This window comes from Rhizobacter sp. (assembly GCF_031412495.1).
Classification (GTDB): Bacteria; Pseudomonadota; Gammaproteobacteria; order Burkholderiales; family Burkholderiaceae_C; genus Schlegelella_A.
This window is the reverse complement of the sequence record NZ_JANODC010000105.1, coordinates 1-15,755: the sequence shown is the minus strand read 5'-3', so window position 1 is coordinate 15,755 and position 15,755 is coordinate 1. Positions and strand designations below refer to the sequence as shown.

The following is a 15,755-nucleotide window of genomic DNA, read 5'->3' as shown; positions in this document are numbered from 1 at the left end:
CCTCACCCGACAAGAACCCGCACCGCGAGGACGAGCCCTACCGCCGCGCGCTGGTGGGCATGTACGCCCGCCTGGCCGCCACCCTGCATGACCTGACCGGCACCGAGGCGCTGCGCCATGCGGTGTTGCCACAGAACGCCTACACCAGCCCGGCGCAGTTTCTGGCTGACCTGGGCGTGATCGAGGCCAGCCTGCAAAGCCACCACGCCCAGGCCCTGGTGGCGCCGCGCCTGGCGCCGCTGAAGCGTGCGGTGCAGGTGTTCGGCTTCCACCTGGCCACGGTGGAGTTGCGCCAGAGCAGCGACAAACACGAGGCGGTGGTGGCCGAGCTGTTGCGCGAGGCGCGGCTGCACGACGACTACAGCGCACTGGACGAAGCTGCCAAGCGCACGCTGCTGATGGGCCTGCTCAACGACGCCCGGCCGCTGCGGGTGCACGGCGCGGCCTACAGCGATCTGGCGCAAGGCGAGCTGGCGATCTTCGAGGCCGCCAGGCTGATGCTGGCCCGCTATGGCCGCGACGCGCTGCGCCACTGCATCATCAGCCACACCGAGAGCGTGAGCGACCTGCTCGAGGTGCTGCTGCTGCAGAAAGAGTGCGGCTTGCTGGCCGGACCGAACGGCGGCACGCTGGACGGCGGCGCGGTCAATGCGCTGATCGTGGTGCCACTGTTCGAGACCATTGGTGACTTGCGCCAGGCCGAGCCGATCATGCGCGAGTTCTACGCCCTGCCCGGCATCACCGAGCTGGTGCAACGCTCAGGCGGCGAGCAAGACATCATGCTGGGCTACAGCGACAGCAACAAGGACGGCGGCTTCTTCACCAGCAACTGGGAGCTGTACCGCGCCGAGCTGGCGCTGGTGTCGCTGTTTGGCCCGTTGCGCAGCCAGGCAGGCGGCCAACCCGGCATCACGCTGCGGCTGTTCCATGGCCGCGGCGGCACCGTCGGCCGCGGCGGCGGCCCGAGCTACGAGGCGATCCTGGCGCAGCCGCCGGGCACGGTGAACGGCCAGATCCGCCTCACCGAGCAGGGCGAGGTCATCGCCTCGAAGTACGCGCAGCCCGAGATCGGCCGGCGCAACCTCGAGACCCTGGTCGCGGCAACGCTCGAGGCGACCTTGCTGCAGCCGACCAAGCAGGCGCCGAAGAGCTACCACGCCGCCGCCCGCGCCCTCAGCCAGTCGAGCATGGCCGCCTACCGCCAGCTCGTCTACGAGACGCCGGGCTTCGACGACTACTTCTTCAGCGCCACGCCGATCCGCGAGATCGCCGAGCTCAACATCGGCTCGCGGCCCGCCTCGCGCAAGCCGAGCCGGGCCATCGAGGACCTGCGCGCCATTCCCTGGAGCTTCAGCTGGGGCCAGTGCCGCGTCGCCCTGCCCGGCTGGTACGGCTTCGGCTCGGCCGTCGATGCCTTCCTCGCCGAAGGCGAACGCACCCAGCGGCTGGCGCTGCTGCAGCAGATGACCCGGCGCTGGCCCTTCTTCGCGACGCTGATCTCGAATCTCGACATGGTGATCGCCAAGAGCGACCTCGGCATCGCCGCGCGCTATGTCGACCTGGTCGAGGACCGCCGGCTCGGCCGCCGCATCTTCGCCCGCATCGAGGCCGAGTGGCAGCGCACCGACGCAGCGCTGACGCTCGTGACCGGCGAGAAGGACCGGCTCGCCTCGAACCCCGCCCTGGCGCGGTCGATCGAGCATCGCTTCCCCTACCTCGACCCGCTCAACCACCTGCAGGTCGAGCTGATCCGGCGTTACCGGGCACGCCGCGACGGCAACGGCACAACCGAGCGCGTGCAGCGCGGCATCCACATCTCGATCAACGGCCTCGCGGCCGGCCTGCGCAACACCGGCTGATCAGTTGCTGTCGGGGCCGCGGCTGCCGCGCTCGGCGACGCGCACCGGACGCGCTGCGCGCTCCTCGGCAGCGAGGCGATCGATCGACTTGCCCGAGAGCGCGACGGCCTCGCGCAAGGCCCCGATCTCGCCGAGCCGGGCGATGCGGACCCCGTGCTCGACGACGCGGGCGAGATCCTCGCAACGCCGCGGCTCGGACTCGGCCGCGGCCTCGACCTGCACCCTCGAATAGGCGTCGTGGCGACGGCGCAACTCGTCGATGCGTTCCTGCGGCCAGCCGATCTGCTCGGCCAGCCGGATGCCCACGCCGAGGTCGAGCAGCGTGCCCGCGTTCTTCGTGAGCTGCAGGGCCAGCGCGTCGCAGGTCTGGGCCCGGTTGCTGTCGCGCACGGCGGCAGGGCTGCAGAAGTCGAGGGCCGGCGCGTAGTCGGGCAGCGCCGCCGCCGAAGCGATGGCCGAGCTTGCCTGCAGCAGCACCTGGACCCGCTCCGCCGCGCCGACCTCGACCGGCAGGCTCGCGTTCAGCAGCTCCTGGACCGGGTCGCCGAGCAGGCGATTGCGGCGCGCCTGCGCGACGCGATGCAAGGCGTCGGCGAGCGCGGCGGCGTCGCGCCGGGCCGCGGCCGCGGCGGCGACGTGCAGCCAGGGCACGGCGTTGTCGGCGTCGAGGCGCGCCCATTGCTCGGCGGACACGAGGCCGCAGGCCGGGGCCAGCGCGCCCATGCCTGCGGCGCAGGCTTCGACCGCCATGGCGTAGGCGAGCGGCTCGCGGCTGGCGCTGGCGATGCGCGCGATCGCGTCGGTCTTCGGCCCGGCGGCGACACGGGACGCGTCGGCCAGCGCCTCGGCCGCGCGGCGCGCACATGCGGCGTCGCGGCCGCAGCTCTCGCCCATGATCGCGGCCGGCAAGGCTGCGGCGGCGACAGCCGCGTCGCGCTGGACGACGAGGCCGAGGACGCGCAGCCGGTCGTCGGCGCTGCCGGCGAGCACGCTGGCCAGGCGCTCGCGCGCGCGCCGGCCCGCCTCGGCGAAATGGCGCGCGAAGGCATCGGCGTCGTCTGCGCCGGCCTCGCCCGGCCCGGCGCCGCACACATCGGCTGCGGCCGCAGGCAAGGCCGGTGCGGAAACGTCGGGGCCCGGCCAGGCGAAGCCGGCGGAAGCCGGCCCGGCATCGCGCGAGAACGCGCGCCCGCCGTCTTGGTCGCGGTGTACGGGAGGGCGCGCGGCTGCATCGGCGAGCTCCGGGTCGCTATCGGTTCGGAGGGCAGCGACCGCGAGCAGCCCGAGGGCCGCGACCGCGAGAAGCGCCCCGACGAGCACCGGAGGCGTCCTGCGGGCCGGGGTCGACGGGGCCGGTGCAGGCGCGCCCGCGACCGGCTCACTCGGTTCCGGCGACGACGCTTCCATGCTGCAATTTTCGGCCGGTCCGGGCCGGTTCAGGCGTGCGCCGGAAGAAACCGACCTCTGCGCGTGTCAAGCGACGGTCACTGGCGCGCCGCGATCAGCGCCTCGCGGACCGACGCGACCTGGCGGCGCGAGACGGCCAGCCATTCGCCGACGGGTGCGACGCAGACGCCCCAGCCTTCGTAGCCTTCCTCGACCGCCTCGCCGGCGACGGCACGGCGCTCGAGCGCACGCACGGCGCGACGGGCGACGAGCGCGTTGCGATGCACGCGCAGGAACCGCTCGCCGAGGCGCTCCTCGAGGTCGGCTAGCGAGTCGTCGAGCACGTGCGTGTGCTCTGCGGTTCGCAAGGTCACGTACTTGAGCTCGGCCTTGAGGTACAGCACGTCCGACACCGGCACGCGGATGACGCGGCCACGGTCGCTGACGATGATGACCGGGCCCTCTTCCTCCTCCATCGGCAGCGCCGCGGGGGGCGGGGTCCCCGCCAGGCGCTGCGAGACGCGGCGCAAGGCCGCCTGCAGGCGCTCGCGCTTGACCGGCTTGGTGAGGTAGTCGACGGCTTCGAGGTCGAAGGCCTTCAGCGCATGCTCTGGGTGCGCGGTGACGAAGACGATCGCCGGCGCCGGGTTGCGCAGGCGCAGCTCGGCGGCGAGCTGGGTGCCGTCGCGGCCGGGCATCTGCACGTCGAGCAGGATCAGGTCGCATTGGCGGGTTGCCAGCCAGACCAGCGCCTGGGCCGCGTTGGCGGCCTCGCCGACCACCGTCACGTGCGGGTCGGTGCATTCGCCGACGAGGCTCTTCAGGCGCATCCGCGCCAGTTCCTCGTCGTCGACGACGAGCACGCGCAGCGGCTGCGGGAGGCCGAGGTGGACGGGCAGGCTCTGCAGGGGAGTCTGTGGGTTCATGGTTGCACTCTTCTCATAGCGGGACGACGATCTGGACTCGGTAGACGTCTTCCTCGCGGCGCGATTCGAACTGCGCGGCGACGTCGTGCATGAGGCGAAGGCGCTCGCGCACGTTGCGCAAGGCCATCCCGTGACCCGGCTGCGAGGGCTCCTTGGGCACGCTGTTGGTAATGGACACGACCGCGCGGCCGAGCTTGACGCGGGTGCGCACACGGATCACGCCGCCTTCGGCCGACGGCTCGACGCCGTGGCGAACGGCGTTCTCGACCAGCGGCTGGAGCAGGAGCGGCGGCACGCGTGCCGACGCAGCCTGCGGATCGAGCTCCCAGTTCACGTGCAGTCGGCTGCCGAAGCGGATCTGCTCGATGTCGAGGTAGCGGCGGGCGAGATCGACCTCCTCGCCGAGCGACACCGACTCGGCGCTCTCGCTGATGGCGACGCGGAACAGCTCGGCGAGATCCTCGAGCACGCCCTCGGCCTTGGTCGGGTCGAGGCGGACCAGCGTCAACGCCGTGTTGAGGGTGTTGAAGAGGAAGTGCGGGCGGATCCGCGATTGCAGCTCGGCCAGTCGCGCGGTCGTCTCGGCCGGCAGCGTCGCCTTCGCGCGCAGGCGCAACCACTGGAAGATGGCCGCGGCCATCGCCGCGCCGGCGAGCGCCGGCCCGGGACCGGCCAGCCCGCCGAGCCCGGCCGCCGACGGGTCGGGCAGCAAGGCCGCCATCAGCTGGGCGGCGGCGTAGGCCGACAAGGCGCCGAAGCCGGCCAGTGCCGACCATTGCGCCGCGACCGGTGCGTTGCCGAGCGGCCGCTTCAGGGCGCAGACGACGATGAGCCAGGCGAGCACGGCCGGCAGGGCGATGCTCGACCCGGCGGCCGTGAGCGCCATCCAGTGGCCCGGGCCGGTCGCCGCGAAGACCATGCCGATGGCCATGACGCCGTGCACGAAGATGAGCGAGCGCAGCACGACGCCGACATGGCAGACGTCGAACGCCGATTCCGGGCCGTGGCGTGCCGGTGCAGGCAGATCGGAGGCGAGGTCGAACAGGGTGACGCCGAAGCCGGTCGATCGGGCCGACCCGTGGCTGCCCGCCGCGCCGACGGACGACGAGGCCATCAGAGCGGCCTCGAGCCGCTCGGACGCGCCGATAGAATCCCTTGAACGCAGGCATCGCACATGGCGCGAATTGTCGCCAAGCGCTCCCTGGAGAGGGGCCCCGCAGGCGCCTGCGACCCGATCGATCCGTGCGAAGCGCACGCTTTGCCGCGGGCTTCCGAACCAGCGGCACCCCCCATGTCAGCCAATCAGTTCGAGAAGAAATCCGAAGCCTGGTCGGCCCTGTTCTCGGAACCGACGAGCGAGCTGGTCCAGCGCTACACGGCGAGCGTGGGCTTCGACCAGCGCCTCTGGCGCGCCGACATCGCCGGCAGCCTGGCCCACGCGACCATGCTCGCCGAGCGCGGCGTCATCGCCGCGGCCGACCTCGCCGACATCCGGCGCGGCCTGGCGCAGGTCGGCGAAGAGATCGAGGCCGGGCGCTTCCAGTGGCGCGTCGATCTCGAGGACGTGCACCTCAACATCGAGGCCCGCCTGGTCGAGCTCGTCGGCGATGCCGGCAAGCGCCTGCACACCGGCCGCTCGCGCAACGACCAGGTCGCCACCGACGTGCGCCTCTGGCTGCGCGACGAGATCGAGCTCATCGGCGCGCTGCTCGGCGACCTTCAGCGCAGGCTGGTGACGCTTGCCGAGCAGCACACCGAGACCATCCTCCCCGGCTTCACGCACCTCCAGGTGGCGCAGCCGGTGTCGTTCGCGCACCACCTGCTCGCCTACGTCGAGATGTTCGCCCGCGACGGCGAGCGCATGGTTGGCGTGCACGCGCGGACGAACTGGCTGCCGCTCGGCGCCGCGGCGCTCGCCGGCACCAGCTTCGGCCTCGATCGCGAAGCGGTCGCGCGCGCCCTCGGCATGCAGGGCGTGTGCCAGAACAGCATCGACGCGGTGAGCGACCGCGACTTCGCCATCGAGTTCGCCGCCGCGGCGAGCCTGGTGATGGTGCATCTCTCGCGCTTCAGCGAGGAGCTCATCCTGTGGATGAGCCAGAACTACGGCTTCATCGAGCTGGCCGACCGCTTCTGCACCGGCTCGTCGATCATGCCGCAGAAGAAGAACCCCGATGTTCCCGAGCTGGCTCGCGGCAAGACCGGCCGCGTCGTCGGCCACCTGATGAGCCTGCTCATGCTGATGAAGGGCCAGCCGCTCGCCTACAACAAGGACAACCAGGAAGACAAGGAGCCGCTCTTCGACAGCGTCGACACCGTCAAGGACAGCCTGCGCGTCTTCTGCGAGCTGGTGCCCGGCATCACGGTGAAGGCCGAAGCGATGGAGCGGGCCGCCAGCCGCGGCTATGCGACGGCGACCGACCTGGCCGACTACCTGGTCAAGAAGGGCGTGCCCTTCCGCGACGCGCACGAGGCGGTGTCGCATGCGGTGAAGCACGCGATGCAGCAAGGGGTCGACCTCGCGGCGCTGCCGCTGGCGGTCATGCAGGGGTTTCACCCCGGCATCGGCGACGACGCGCAGGCCGTCCTGACGCTGCGCGGCTCGCTGGCCTCGCGCAACGTCGTCGGCGGCACGGCACCGGAGCAGGTGCGGATACAGATCGCCCGGCACCGCGCGCGCCTGGGCTGACCTCCGCCGCCGGGTGGGGGCCGCGGACCCGCGGCGCGACGACGTCGATCAGCCGCCTGCCGATGCGGCGAAGCTGGGCGCGAGCACGTCGCTCGCCGCCGCCTCCAGGCTCGGCTCGAGCACCGTGATGCGCCACAGCGTCCGCGCATCGTCGGGATCGGTCAGCGTCGCCGAGTGGAGCAGCGCGGCGTTGTCCCAGACGACGATGTCGCCTAAGCCGTAGGCGAAGCTCAGCCGGTACTTCGGCTGCGTCGAGTGCGCCGCCAGCTCGTCGAGCAGGTCGCGCGCCTCGTCGTCGGGCATGCCGACGATGCCGAAGGAGCTGCCGCTGACGGCATAGAGCGCCTTGCGCCCCGTCACCGGATGGGGCCGGGCGATGCGGTGCGTGATCACCGGCATCTTCGCCTTCTGCTCGGCGTTCAGCATCGACGCCGCGGTCCGGCTCGCGTCGCGCACGTCGTTGCGGTTGCCGTAGTGGTGGATGCCGAGCAGCGGCTCGATGCGCTTCTTCATCACCTCCGGCAGGTCGTCGTAGGCCGCCTGCTGGTTGGCGAAGAGCGTGTTACCCCCGACCCTGGGCACGACGCGCGAATAGAGCGTCGTCGCCCGCGCCGGCACGGCCAGGTAGGAGTAGTCGGTGTGGAAGTAGGAGCCGGCGTCCTGCAGCCCGGTCGGCTGCCCGTTCCTGCGCACGTTCGAGAGGACGAGGATGTTCGGGTCCTCGGGGTGATGGAACTGGTCGATCACGTGGGGCTGCGGCGGCCCGAGCCGGCGCGCGAAACCGACGAAGCGGGCGGCGCTGATGTCCTGGGCGCGCAGCGCCAGTACGTGGTGCGCATAGAACGCCCGCTCGAGCTCGGCGAAGGCCTCGTCCGACAGGGGCCGGGACAGGTCCACGTCGAGGGTTTCGACGCCGAAGAGGCTGCAGAGCGGGCGGAAACGGGCCATGTCAACCCGATGATAGAAGGCCCCGACCGACGGGGACCGTGCCCGCCCGATGCACCGCAGCCGGCGGGCGCCCGACAATAGGGCGTCCACCTCCGGAGCCGCCGTGTCCGCCAGCCACCGCCAAGCCAGCAGCCTTGCTTCCTCCATCGACACGACGGCCGCTGCCATCGAGCAGCAGGTCATTGCCTGGCGACGCGATTTCCACGCCCACCCCGAGCTCGGCAACCGCGAGTTCCGCACCGCCGGCATCGTCGCTGCGCACCTGCGGTCGCTCGGCTTCGACGAGGTGAGCACCGAAGTCGCCGTGACCGGCGTCGTCGGCCTGCTCGTGGGCGCGCTGCCCGGGCCCGTCGTCGCCCTGCGCGCCGACATGGACGCCCTGCCGGTGGCAGAGCGCGCCGACGTTCCCTTCGCCTCGAAGGTCCGCGCGAAATGGAACGGCGAGGACGTGGGCGTCATGCATGCCTGCGGCCACGACGCGCACGTCGCCGTGCTGATGGGCGTGGCGACGATCCTGGCCGGGCTGCGCGAGCGACTGCGCGGCTCGGTCAAGTTCATCTTCCAGCCGGCCGAGGAGATGCCGCCGGCCGGCGAGGAAGGCGGCGCCCGGCTGATGATCAAGCAGGGCGTGATGGAGAACCCGGCGCCGGCGGCGGTGTTCGGGCTGCACGTCACGTCGCAGCTGCCCAGCGGCTCCATCGGCTACCGCTCCGGGCCGACGATGGCCAGCTCCGACACCTTCCGGATCCTGGTCGAGGGCCGGCAGACGCACGGCGCGATGCCGTGGCGCGGCGTCGACCCGATCGTGGCCTCGGCGCAGGTGGTCCTCGGCCTGCAGACCATCATCAGCCGCCAGGTCGACATCGCCCACGAGCCGGCGGTGCTCACCGTCGGCATGATCAAGGGCGGCGTGCGCGAGAACATCATCCCGGACTCCGTCGAGATGCGCGGGACGATCCGCACCTTCAACGAGTCGATGCGCGACGACATCCACGAACGCGTGCGCAACACCGCCGAGTCGATCGCCCGTGCGTCTCAGGCGACCTGTACGGTCTGCATCGACAAGAACTACGCGGTCACGGTCAACGACCGCGAGCTCACCGAGGCCATGGTGCCGACGCTCGAGCGCGTTGCCGGCGCGGCGCGGGTGACGGTGGTGCCGAAGATCACCGGCTCCGAAGACTTCTCGTTCTACCAGCAGGTCGCACCCGGCTTCTTCTACTTCGTCGGCATCACGCCGCCGGGCCAGGATCCGAAGACGGCGCCGTCGAACCATTCGCCCCTCTTCTTCATCGACGAGCCGGCCCTGCTCCTTGCGCTGCGCTCGCTGGCGCAGGTGGCGGTGGACTGGCTCGAGGCGCAGCCGCCGCTGCGCGCTGCCGCCTAGCCGGCCTCGATGCGGCGAAAGGCCTCGCGGCGATGAGTGCCGGCCCGCCCTCGCCCGTCCACCGGTCGCAGCACGCGACCGAGGCCGGCGAGATCGATGCCGACATCGTCGTCGTCGGTGCCGGCCCGGCCGGCCTCGCCGTCGCCGCGAGCCTGCTCGGGCGGGGTCGACGGCCCCGCGTGCTCGAGAAGGCGACGCAGGTGGCCGCGTCCTGGCGCCAGCACTACGAGCGCCTGCACCTGCACACGGTCAAGGATCAGTCGGCGCTTCCCGGCATGCCCTTTCCAGACCACCTTCCGCGCTATGTCCCGCGCCAGGGCGTGGTCGACTACCTCGAGGCCTACGCGCGCAAGAACGGCATCCGGCCGGACCTCGAGGCCGAGGTCACCGCCATCGTCCCGCACGCAGGCGGCTGGCTGACGCGCACCGCCCGCGGGCAGCGCTTCGCTTCGGCGCAGGTGGTGGTCGCCACCGGCGCCAACGCGCATCCCGCACCGGCGCCGCTCGCAGGCGCGCAGCGCTTCTCCGGTCGCGTCCTGCACAGCCGCGACTACCGCAACGCGGCGCCCTTCGCCGGCCAGCGCGTGCTCGTCGTCGGCATGGGCAACACCGGTGCCGAGATCGCCCTCGACCTCGCCGAGCGCGGCGTCGACACCACCCTTTCCGTCCGCTCACCGATGAACATCGTCCGCCGCGACATCCTGGGTCGCCCGACCCAGCTGACCTCGATCGCTTTGTCCAGGCTGCCGACGCGCTGGGGCGACGCCATTGCCCGCCTGGCCCGCGACCTCAGCGTCGGCGACCTGAGCCGCTTCGGCCTGCGCACGGCAGCGATGTCGCCGCTGCAGCAGCTGCGCGAGGAAGGCCGGACGCCCACCATCGACATCGGCACCGTGGCCGCGATCAAGGCCGGCCGCATCGCCGTGCGGCCCGGCATCGAGCACCTCACGTCGAAGGGCGCGCGCTTCGTCGACGGCGGCGAGGGCGGGTTCGACGCCATCGTGCTGGCGACCGGCTACCGCGCCGGTGTCGAGGCGCTGTTTCCGGCGACGCCGGTGCCGGTCGACGCGCACGGGCTGCCGGGCGAGGTCGTAGGCCGAGGTCCGCTCGAAGGCGTCTTCTTCATCGGCTTCGACGTGCGCCAGGCCGGCGGCCTGCTCCGGACCATCGCCGCCCAGGCGCAGACCGTGGCGGCGCAGGCGACCCGGGCCGTGCCGGCAGCGGCGCTGCTCGCCCTGCTCTCTGCGCTGGCCGGGGCGCCGCCGCCGGCGGCTGCCGCCGAGGCCGACACGCCCGCCATCGCCACGCCCTCGGCGCACGCGCGGATCAGCTTCGCGCGCGTCCGCTTCCCGGGCGGCGGGCCGCGCGTCGGCCTGGTCGGGGCGAGCTACCTGGTCGACCTCGCCGACGCCCGCGGCCTGTCGATCGGGCCGGCCGTGTACGGCGCGGTGAGCGGCGGCCACGGCGGCTTCTTCACGCTCGGCGGCGAGCTCGCCTGGCGGCAGCGGCTGGTCGGGCCGGTCGGCGTCGAGGTCGGCCTTTACGCCGGCGGCGGCGGCGGAGGCGGGGCGCCGCCGGGCGGCGGCCTCATGCTGCGGCCGCACGTCGACCTCGTCTGGGATCTCGGCGCGGTCGCGCTCGGCGCCTCGGTCTCGCACGTCCGCTACGCCGCCGGTCGCATCGACAGCACGCAGTTCGGTCTGGTCCTCAACGCCAACAGCGACTTCCGCTTCGTCCCGGCCGAGCGTCTCGGCGAGCCGGCGCGCACCGGCGGCCGCGCCGGACTCGGCTTCGACCGGGTCCAGCTCGTCGGCAGCGTCTACCGCACGCCTCGGGGCAAGACGGTGCAGGACGGAACACCGCTGCCGCGCCACATCGGCATGGCCGGCGCGCGCGCCGAGCAGGGGTGGGGGCGCCATGCGTTCTGGGGCATCGAGGCGGCGCGGGCCGCCCGCGACGGCATCGGTGGCTACACCGAGGTTCTGGGCAGCCTCGGCGTCGAGACCGAGCTGGTGCGCGACCGCCTGACCGTCGGCACGCGGCTCGGCGCCGGCATGGCCGGCGGCGGCGGCGTGTCGACTGGCGGCGGGCTGCTCGTCAAGGCCGGCGTCTACGGCATCGCCCGCCTGGGCAACGACCTGGGCCTGGCCATCGAGGCCGGCTACGCGCGCGCGCCGAACGGCAACTTCCGCGCCGCGCAGGCCGGGGCAGCCCTCGTCTGGGCGCTCGACGGGCCGGGCAGCACGGGCATGGCGGCGCGGCCGGCGCGCACCGACTTCAGCGCCGGCGCCGAGCGCTTCGATGCGCGCGGCCCCGACACCGACGAGCACGCCGTGACCGGCGTGCGCCTGAAGATCGACCGCTACCTGACGACGAACGCATACATCACCGGACAGGCGCTCGCCGCCGCCGGCGGCCGGGCCGGCGGCTACTCAGCCGCGCTCGTCGGCGCCGGCTGGAACCAGCCGCTCGGCGCCCGCCTGCATGTCGGCGCCGAACTGATGGCCGGTGGCGGTGGCGGTGGCGGCGTCGACGCCCGCGGCGTGCTGCTGCAGCCGCGTGCTTATGCCGGCTGGCAGCTCACGCCGTCGCTCGCCCTGCGCGCCGGCGCCGGGCGCGTCCGCTCAACCGGCGGCTCGCTCGGCAGCAAGGTCTTCGACCTGTCGCTGAACGTCACCTACGGAGTCTCCGCCGGCAGCTGACGGGGCGCGGCCGCGGCGAATCCCGGCACGGGCTCGGCGCCGGGCCGGCGGCAGCGGCCCGCGTCGCGCCCGCGCCGGGCGCGCGCGGCGGCCGAAGTGCCACTGCAGGCCGAGGTTCATGCCGACGGCCACGAGGTTCAGCACGTAGAGCCAGAACACCGGGTCCAGGACCTCGCCGAGCAGCTTGGACGCAGCCCCGGCCAGGTAGCCGCAGAGGATGATCGCGGTGAAGACCAGGCCTTTGCCCTCGGCCTGCCGGCGGTGCAGCATGCGCATGTTGGCGACCGGCCACGCCAGGCCGAAGCACAGCAGCATCAGGCCCTCCATCAGCATCGGTGCCGTCAGGGCCTGCCCCCACAGGGTCACGTTCGTCATCGTCCCAGCTCCTCCAGCAGATCCCGTCAAGACGGATCCGCTGCAGGAAACCGGACGGGATCCCTCGAAAGGCCAGGCGGCTCTCGACTCGCCTACAGTCGGCTCCGCCACCCAGGAGACCTTCCATGCCGATTCGTACCTCGTCGCTGAGCCGCCAGATCCACAAGCTGGGCACCCGGCTGCACCTGGCCATCACCAGCCGGACCCGCTCGCAGGGCGCCGATCAACCGCCTTCGGAAGACGAGCAGGCGCTGCGCGAGGAACGCAGGCTGCTGAAGGAAGCCCAGGCGGCGAGGCAGGCGCAGTCCAGGCTGCCGAAGGCCAAGGTCGTCAAGCCGGCCCCGGCCGGCAGGCCTGCGAGAGCGCCGAAGGCCGCGAAGCCGCCGAAGGCCGAGAAGCCGGCCAAGGACAAGAGCGCCGGCAAGGACAAGAAGCCGTCGCGAGCCGACAAGCTGACCAAAAAGGCCGAGAACGTCGAGGCCGCGAAGAAGGCCGACCGGAAGTCCGCCAAGACGTAAGGCCGGCGACGCGCGGACCCGCTCACCCGATGCTTGCGGACGGCATCCTGTAGAGCCAGAGCGGCCGCCCGTCGGCGCAGCGGAATACCGCGGTCGGCGGCCAGCCCGCCACCTCGAATTCGAGGCTCGCCAGCCAGGCGTCGGGTCTGAGCTCGGCCCGCGCCTTGGCAGCCGCACGGGCCATGCTCTCGGGCCGCTGGAAGACGTAGACGAGACCGAAGCCGGACCAGTCGACGCCCCACATGTCGGCGCGGCTCACCTGCGCGAAGCGGCAGCGCAGCGCGCATGCGAGGCGCAGCGGCCAGCTCCATTCGACGCCGGCCAGCGCGGCGCGCGGGAACTCGCGGCGCAGCTCGACGAGCGCGTCGCCGAGGCCGCAGCCGGCATCGAGCACGCGGCTTCCGTCGGGCAGGCGCAGCGCGGCACCGAGGCCGCGCAAGGCACCGCGCGGCGTGGGGAACACGGGCGCGTCGCGCCAGGCGCGGACCGGATAGACCAGCGCGAGCACGGCCAGCGGCAGCAGCCAGGCCCACGCCGGCTGGGCCGACGCCGGGCCGAGGGCGGCGGCCGAGAGCGGGAAGCCGGTGCCGATGAAGATTCGCCGCCAAGGCGTGGTGCCACAGGTCGACGCGACAGCGCCGAGCACGCCGGCGACCAGGAGGGCGGCAAGCGGGCCGCCGCCCGCGGCCACGACGGCGGCGAAGACGAGCCAGCACCCGGCCCAAGCTGCGAGCGCGGGCAGCGGCCAGGGCATCGCGGGCGCCGCGCTTCGGGCCAGCCGGGCCTCAGTACTCGCGCAGCTTCACGCGCAGGCGCGCGATCGACTGGCTGTGCAGCTGGCAGACGCGCGACTCGGTCACCTTCAGCACCGCCGCGATCTCCTTCAGGTTCATGTCGTGCTCGTAGTACATGCTCATCACGTACTGCTCGCGCTCGGGCAGGACCTTGATCGCCTCGATCAGGGCGGCGCGCATGCGGTGGTCCTGCAGCTGCGCCAGCGGGTTCGCCTCGTCGTCGGCGACGTGGCGGTCGAGGAAGTCGTTGTCGCCCTCGGCCCCGGCCATGTCCTCGAGGTAGACGAGCTGGGTGCCGCGCACCTTGCCGAGCAGCTCCTGGTACTCGGCCAGCGTCGTGCCCATCTCCTTGGCGATCTCGCTCTCGTGCGGAGCGCGGCCGAGCTGCTGCTCGAGCCGGGCGACGGCCGACTCGATCGAGCGCTGGTGCTTGCGCGTGCCGCGCGAGAGGTAGTCGTTGCCGCGCAGCTCGTCGAGCATGGCGCCGCGGATGCGCTGCGTCGCGAAGGTCTCGAACTGGACGCCTTGCGCTGCATCGAAGCGCGAGAGCGCGTCGGCCAGGCCGATCATGCCGACCTGGATCAGGTCGTCGATCTCGACGTTGGCCGGCAGCTTGGCGATCATCTGGTGCGCGAGCCGCCGGACCAGGCCGCTGTACTGCTTCAGCGTCGTGTTCAGGTCCAGCTGGCCTTTGGCGGTGTACATGGTCGCTCCGGAATTCATCTGGCGTGGCGGGCGGCGTGGAGGCCGCCGGCCGGGTTCGAGGCAGCCGAGTGGGCCGGGCCGCGCGCAAGGAGGCGAGCGGCGACGAGGCGGCGCAAGGCCGGGCCGGGCGCATCGTTCGGGTCGCCGGCCGGGTCGATCCGGGCCCAGTCGCGCAGCACGGCGCCGAACGACTGCTCGGCGCAGGCGGCAACGCTGGCGGCGATGCGCTCGACGCGCGGCGAGTGCGGCGCCGCGCCGAGCAGGAGGTCGGCCACCATCAGCCCGGCGCGCGTGGCCATCAGCTTCATCGACGCGTAGGCGTGGGTGACGCTCTCCGGCCGGTCGTCGGCAAGCAGGATCGGGCACGGTGCGTCGGCATCGACGCCGGTATCGGCAGCGGCAGCGGCTGCGCCGCGGCCGCGGCCGCGCGCGAACATCCGGCAAAGCTCGGGCGCCCCGGCATGGACGAGGACGAGGTCGCTTTCCGGCGATGCCTCGGCGCCGCGCTGCAGAAAGGCGCGCGTGGAGCCGAGCGAATCGACGAAGCGCAGCGGGAGCCTGCGCGCGGCGAGGAACGAGACCTGCGGCGACAGCCGCTCGATGCACTGGGCCAGGTCGATCATCGCCATCTCGCCGGCCTCGCGGGCCCGGTCGGAGGCGTCGATCACCAGCACCCTCGCACCGTGCTCGGCGAAGGCGGTGCACAGGCGCTCCAGCATGACGCCGCCGAAGGCGACGTTGGGGTTGGCGACGACGGGGACGAAGCGCACCTGGGCATGCGCGAACATCTCGCGCAGGCCGGCGGCCTGGTCGCTGCGGGAAGGGGGGAACGGGGTCGCCATGGCTCGGCGAGGTCAGGCGGTGGCGCCGGCATCGGCCGCGGCACGGCTCGGCGCGGCGAAGATCAGGCTCATCTCGGCCGCATCGAGGCGCCAGGCGGCACTGCCACCGCCGCGCAGCGCGCGCTGCACCAGCGCGCTCGACGACAGGCGATGCCAGTCCTCGGGCACGCGCTGGCCGTTGGCGACACCGACGATCTTCAACCGGTGCCGGATCGCCGCATCGAGCGCCGGCCCGAGCTTCACGGCCTCGTCGAGCTTGCTCAGGATCATCCCGGTGCAGGTCGAGGCGCGGTAGGCGAGGAGGACGTCCTCGATGGTCTCGCCCTGCGCCGCGGCGTTGACGACGAGCAGGCGCTGCACGCTGCGATGCGACAGCATGTCGAGCAGCTCGCGCGTCCGCGTGTCGCGCTGCGCCATGCCGGCGGTGTCGATCAGGACCATCTTCTTGGCCGAGAGCAGGTCGAGCAGGTCCTCGAGCGAGGCGCGGTCGTGCGCCGTGTGCACCGGCACGCCGAGGATGCGGCCGTAGGCGCGCAGCTGCTCGTGCGCACCGACGCGGTACGCATCGAGGGTGACGAGCCCCAGGTTGCCGGCGCCATGGCGGGCGGCGAAGGCGGCCGCGAT

At 72.6% G+C, this 15,755-nt stretch carries 14 protein-coding genes; 5 read left to right on the top strand and 9 right to left on the bottom strand.

Annotation, left to right across the window (positions count from 1 at the left end; genetic code table 11):
- On the top strand, positions 1–1,859 hold a 1,859-nt coding region (gene ppc / locus AC30N0_RS03810; RefSeq protein WP_489516604.1), incomplete at its 5' end, for a phosphoenolpyruvate carboxylase.
- On the opposite strand, the gene AC30N0_RS03805 is transcribed toward ppc, so the two are convergent.
- From AC30N0_RS03805 to AC30N0_RS03795, 3 genes are all read right to left on the bottom strand, one after another.
- On the bottom strand, positions 1,860–2,972 hold the full coding sequence (locus tag AC30N0_RS03805) for a hypothetical protein (protein WP_489516603.1): 1,113 nt from the start codon (positions 2,970–2,972) through the stop codon (positions 1,860–1,862). It lies immediately after the preceding gene.
- A 371-nt stretch (positions 2,973–3,343) separates the two neighbouring features.
- Positions 3,344–4,171 (bottom strand): LytR/AlgR family response regulator transcription factor, encoded by an 828-nt coding sequence (locus tag AC30N0_RS03800; RefSeq protein ID WP_489516602.1) that lies wholly within the window; start codon positions 4,169–4,171, stop codon positions 3,344–3,346.
- A gap of 13 nt (positions 4,172–4,184) precedes the next feature.
- Positions 4,185–5,285 (bottom strand): sensor histidine kinase, encoded by a 1,101-nt coding sequence (locus AC30N0_RS03795; RefSeq protein ID WP_489516601.1) that lies wholly within the window; start codon positions 5,283–5,285, stop codon positions 4,185–4,187.
- A 177-nt stretch (positions 5,286–5,462) separates the two neighbouring features.
- Between AC30N0_RS03795 and argH the strand changes: the two genes are divergently transcribed.
- Positions 5,463–6,860 carry an argininosuccinate lyase gene (gene argH / locus AC30N0_RS03790; RefSeq protein WP_489516600.1) on the top strand — a complete coding sequence of 466 codons (1,398 nt, stop codon included), beginning with the start codon at positions 5,463–5,465 and terminating at the stop codon, positions 6,858–6,860.
- A 48-nt stretch (positions 6,861–6,908) separates the two neighbouring features.
- Here the strand turns inward: argH and AC30N0_RS03785 are convergent, their stop codons facing one another.
- Complete coding sequence (locus tag AC30N0_RS03785) at positions 6,909–7,808, bottom strand: TauD/TfdA dioxygenase family protein (protein WP_489516599.1); 900 nt, start codon at positions 7,806–7,808, stop codon at positions 6,909–6,911.
- A gap of 103 nt (positions 7,809–7,911) precedes the next feature.
- On the opposite strand from AC30N0_RS03785, the gene AC30N0_RS03780 reads away from it, so the two are divergent.
- Complete coding sequence (locus tag AC30N0_RS03780; RefSeq protein WP_489516598.1) at positions 7,912–9,195, top strand: amidohydrolase; 1,284 nt, start codon at positions 7,912–7,914, stop codon at positions 9,193–9,195.
- Positions 9,196–9,227: 32 nt separating this feature from the next.
- On the top strand, positions 9,228–11,897 hold the full coding sequence (locus tag AC30N0_RS03775; RefSeq protein WP_489516597.1) for a flavin-containing monooxygenase: 2,670 nt from the start codon (positions 9,228–9,230) through the stop codon (positions 11,895–11,897).
- Here the strand turns inward: AC30N0_RS03775 and AC30N0_RS03770 are convergent.
- Entirely contained in the window at positions 11,820–12,272 is a 453-nt protein-coding gene (locus AC30N0_RS03770) for a hypothetical protein (protein ID WP_489516596.1), read from the bottom strand. The two genes, AC30N0_RS03775 and AC30N0_RS03770, sit on opposite strands and share 78 nt — an antisense overlap.
- Before the next feature lie 125 nt (positions 12,273–12,397).
- On the opposite strand from AC30N0_RS03770, the gene AC30N0_RS03765 reads away from it, so the two are divergent.
- Positions 12,398–12,790, top strand: coding sequence for a hypothetical protein (locus AC30N0_RS03765; protein ID WP_489516595.1), 393 nt, complete (start codon positions 12,398–12,400; stop codon positions 12,788–12,790).
- Positions 12,791–12,812: 22 nt separating this feature from the next.
- On the opposite strand, the gene AC30N0_RS03760 is transcribed toward AC30N0_RS03765, so the two are convergent.
- The 4 genes from AC30N0_RS03760 to AC30N0_RS03745 all read right to left on the bottom strand — a co-directional run.
- Positions 12,813–13,544, bottom strand: a complete 732-nt coding sequence (locus AC30N0_RS03760) for a class I SAM-dependent methyltransferase (protein WP_489516594.1) — start codon at positions 13,542–13,544, stop codon at positions 12,813–12,815.
- A 31-nt stretch (positions 13,545–13,575) separates the two neighbouring features.
- The gene (locus AC30N0_RS03755; protein WP_489516593.1) at positions 13,576–14,289 is read right to left on the bottom strand and encodes an RNA polymerase sigma factor FliA; all 714 of its coding nucleotides are present in this window, start codon (positions 14,287–14,289) and stop codon (positions 13,576–13,578) included.
- Positions 14,290–14,303: 14 nt separating this feature from the next.
- Entirely contained in the window at positions 14,304–15,131 is an 828-nt protein-coding gene (locus tag AC30N0_RS03750; protein ID WP_489516592.1) for a hypothetical protein, read from the bottom strand.
- 12 nt (positions 15,132–15,143) lie between these two features.
- Positions 15,144–15,755 (bottom strand): flagellar biosynthesis protein FlhF (locus tag AC30N0_RS03745; protein ID WP_489516591.1); only part of this gene is annotated, 612 nt, incomplete at its 5' end.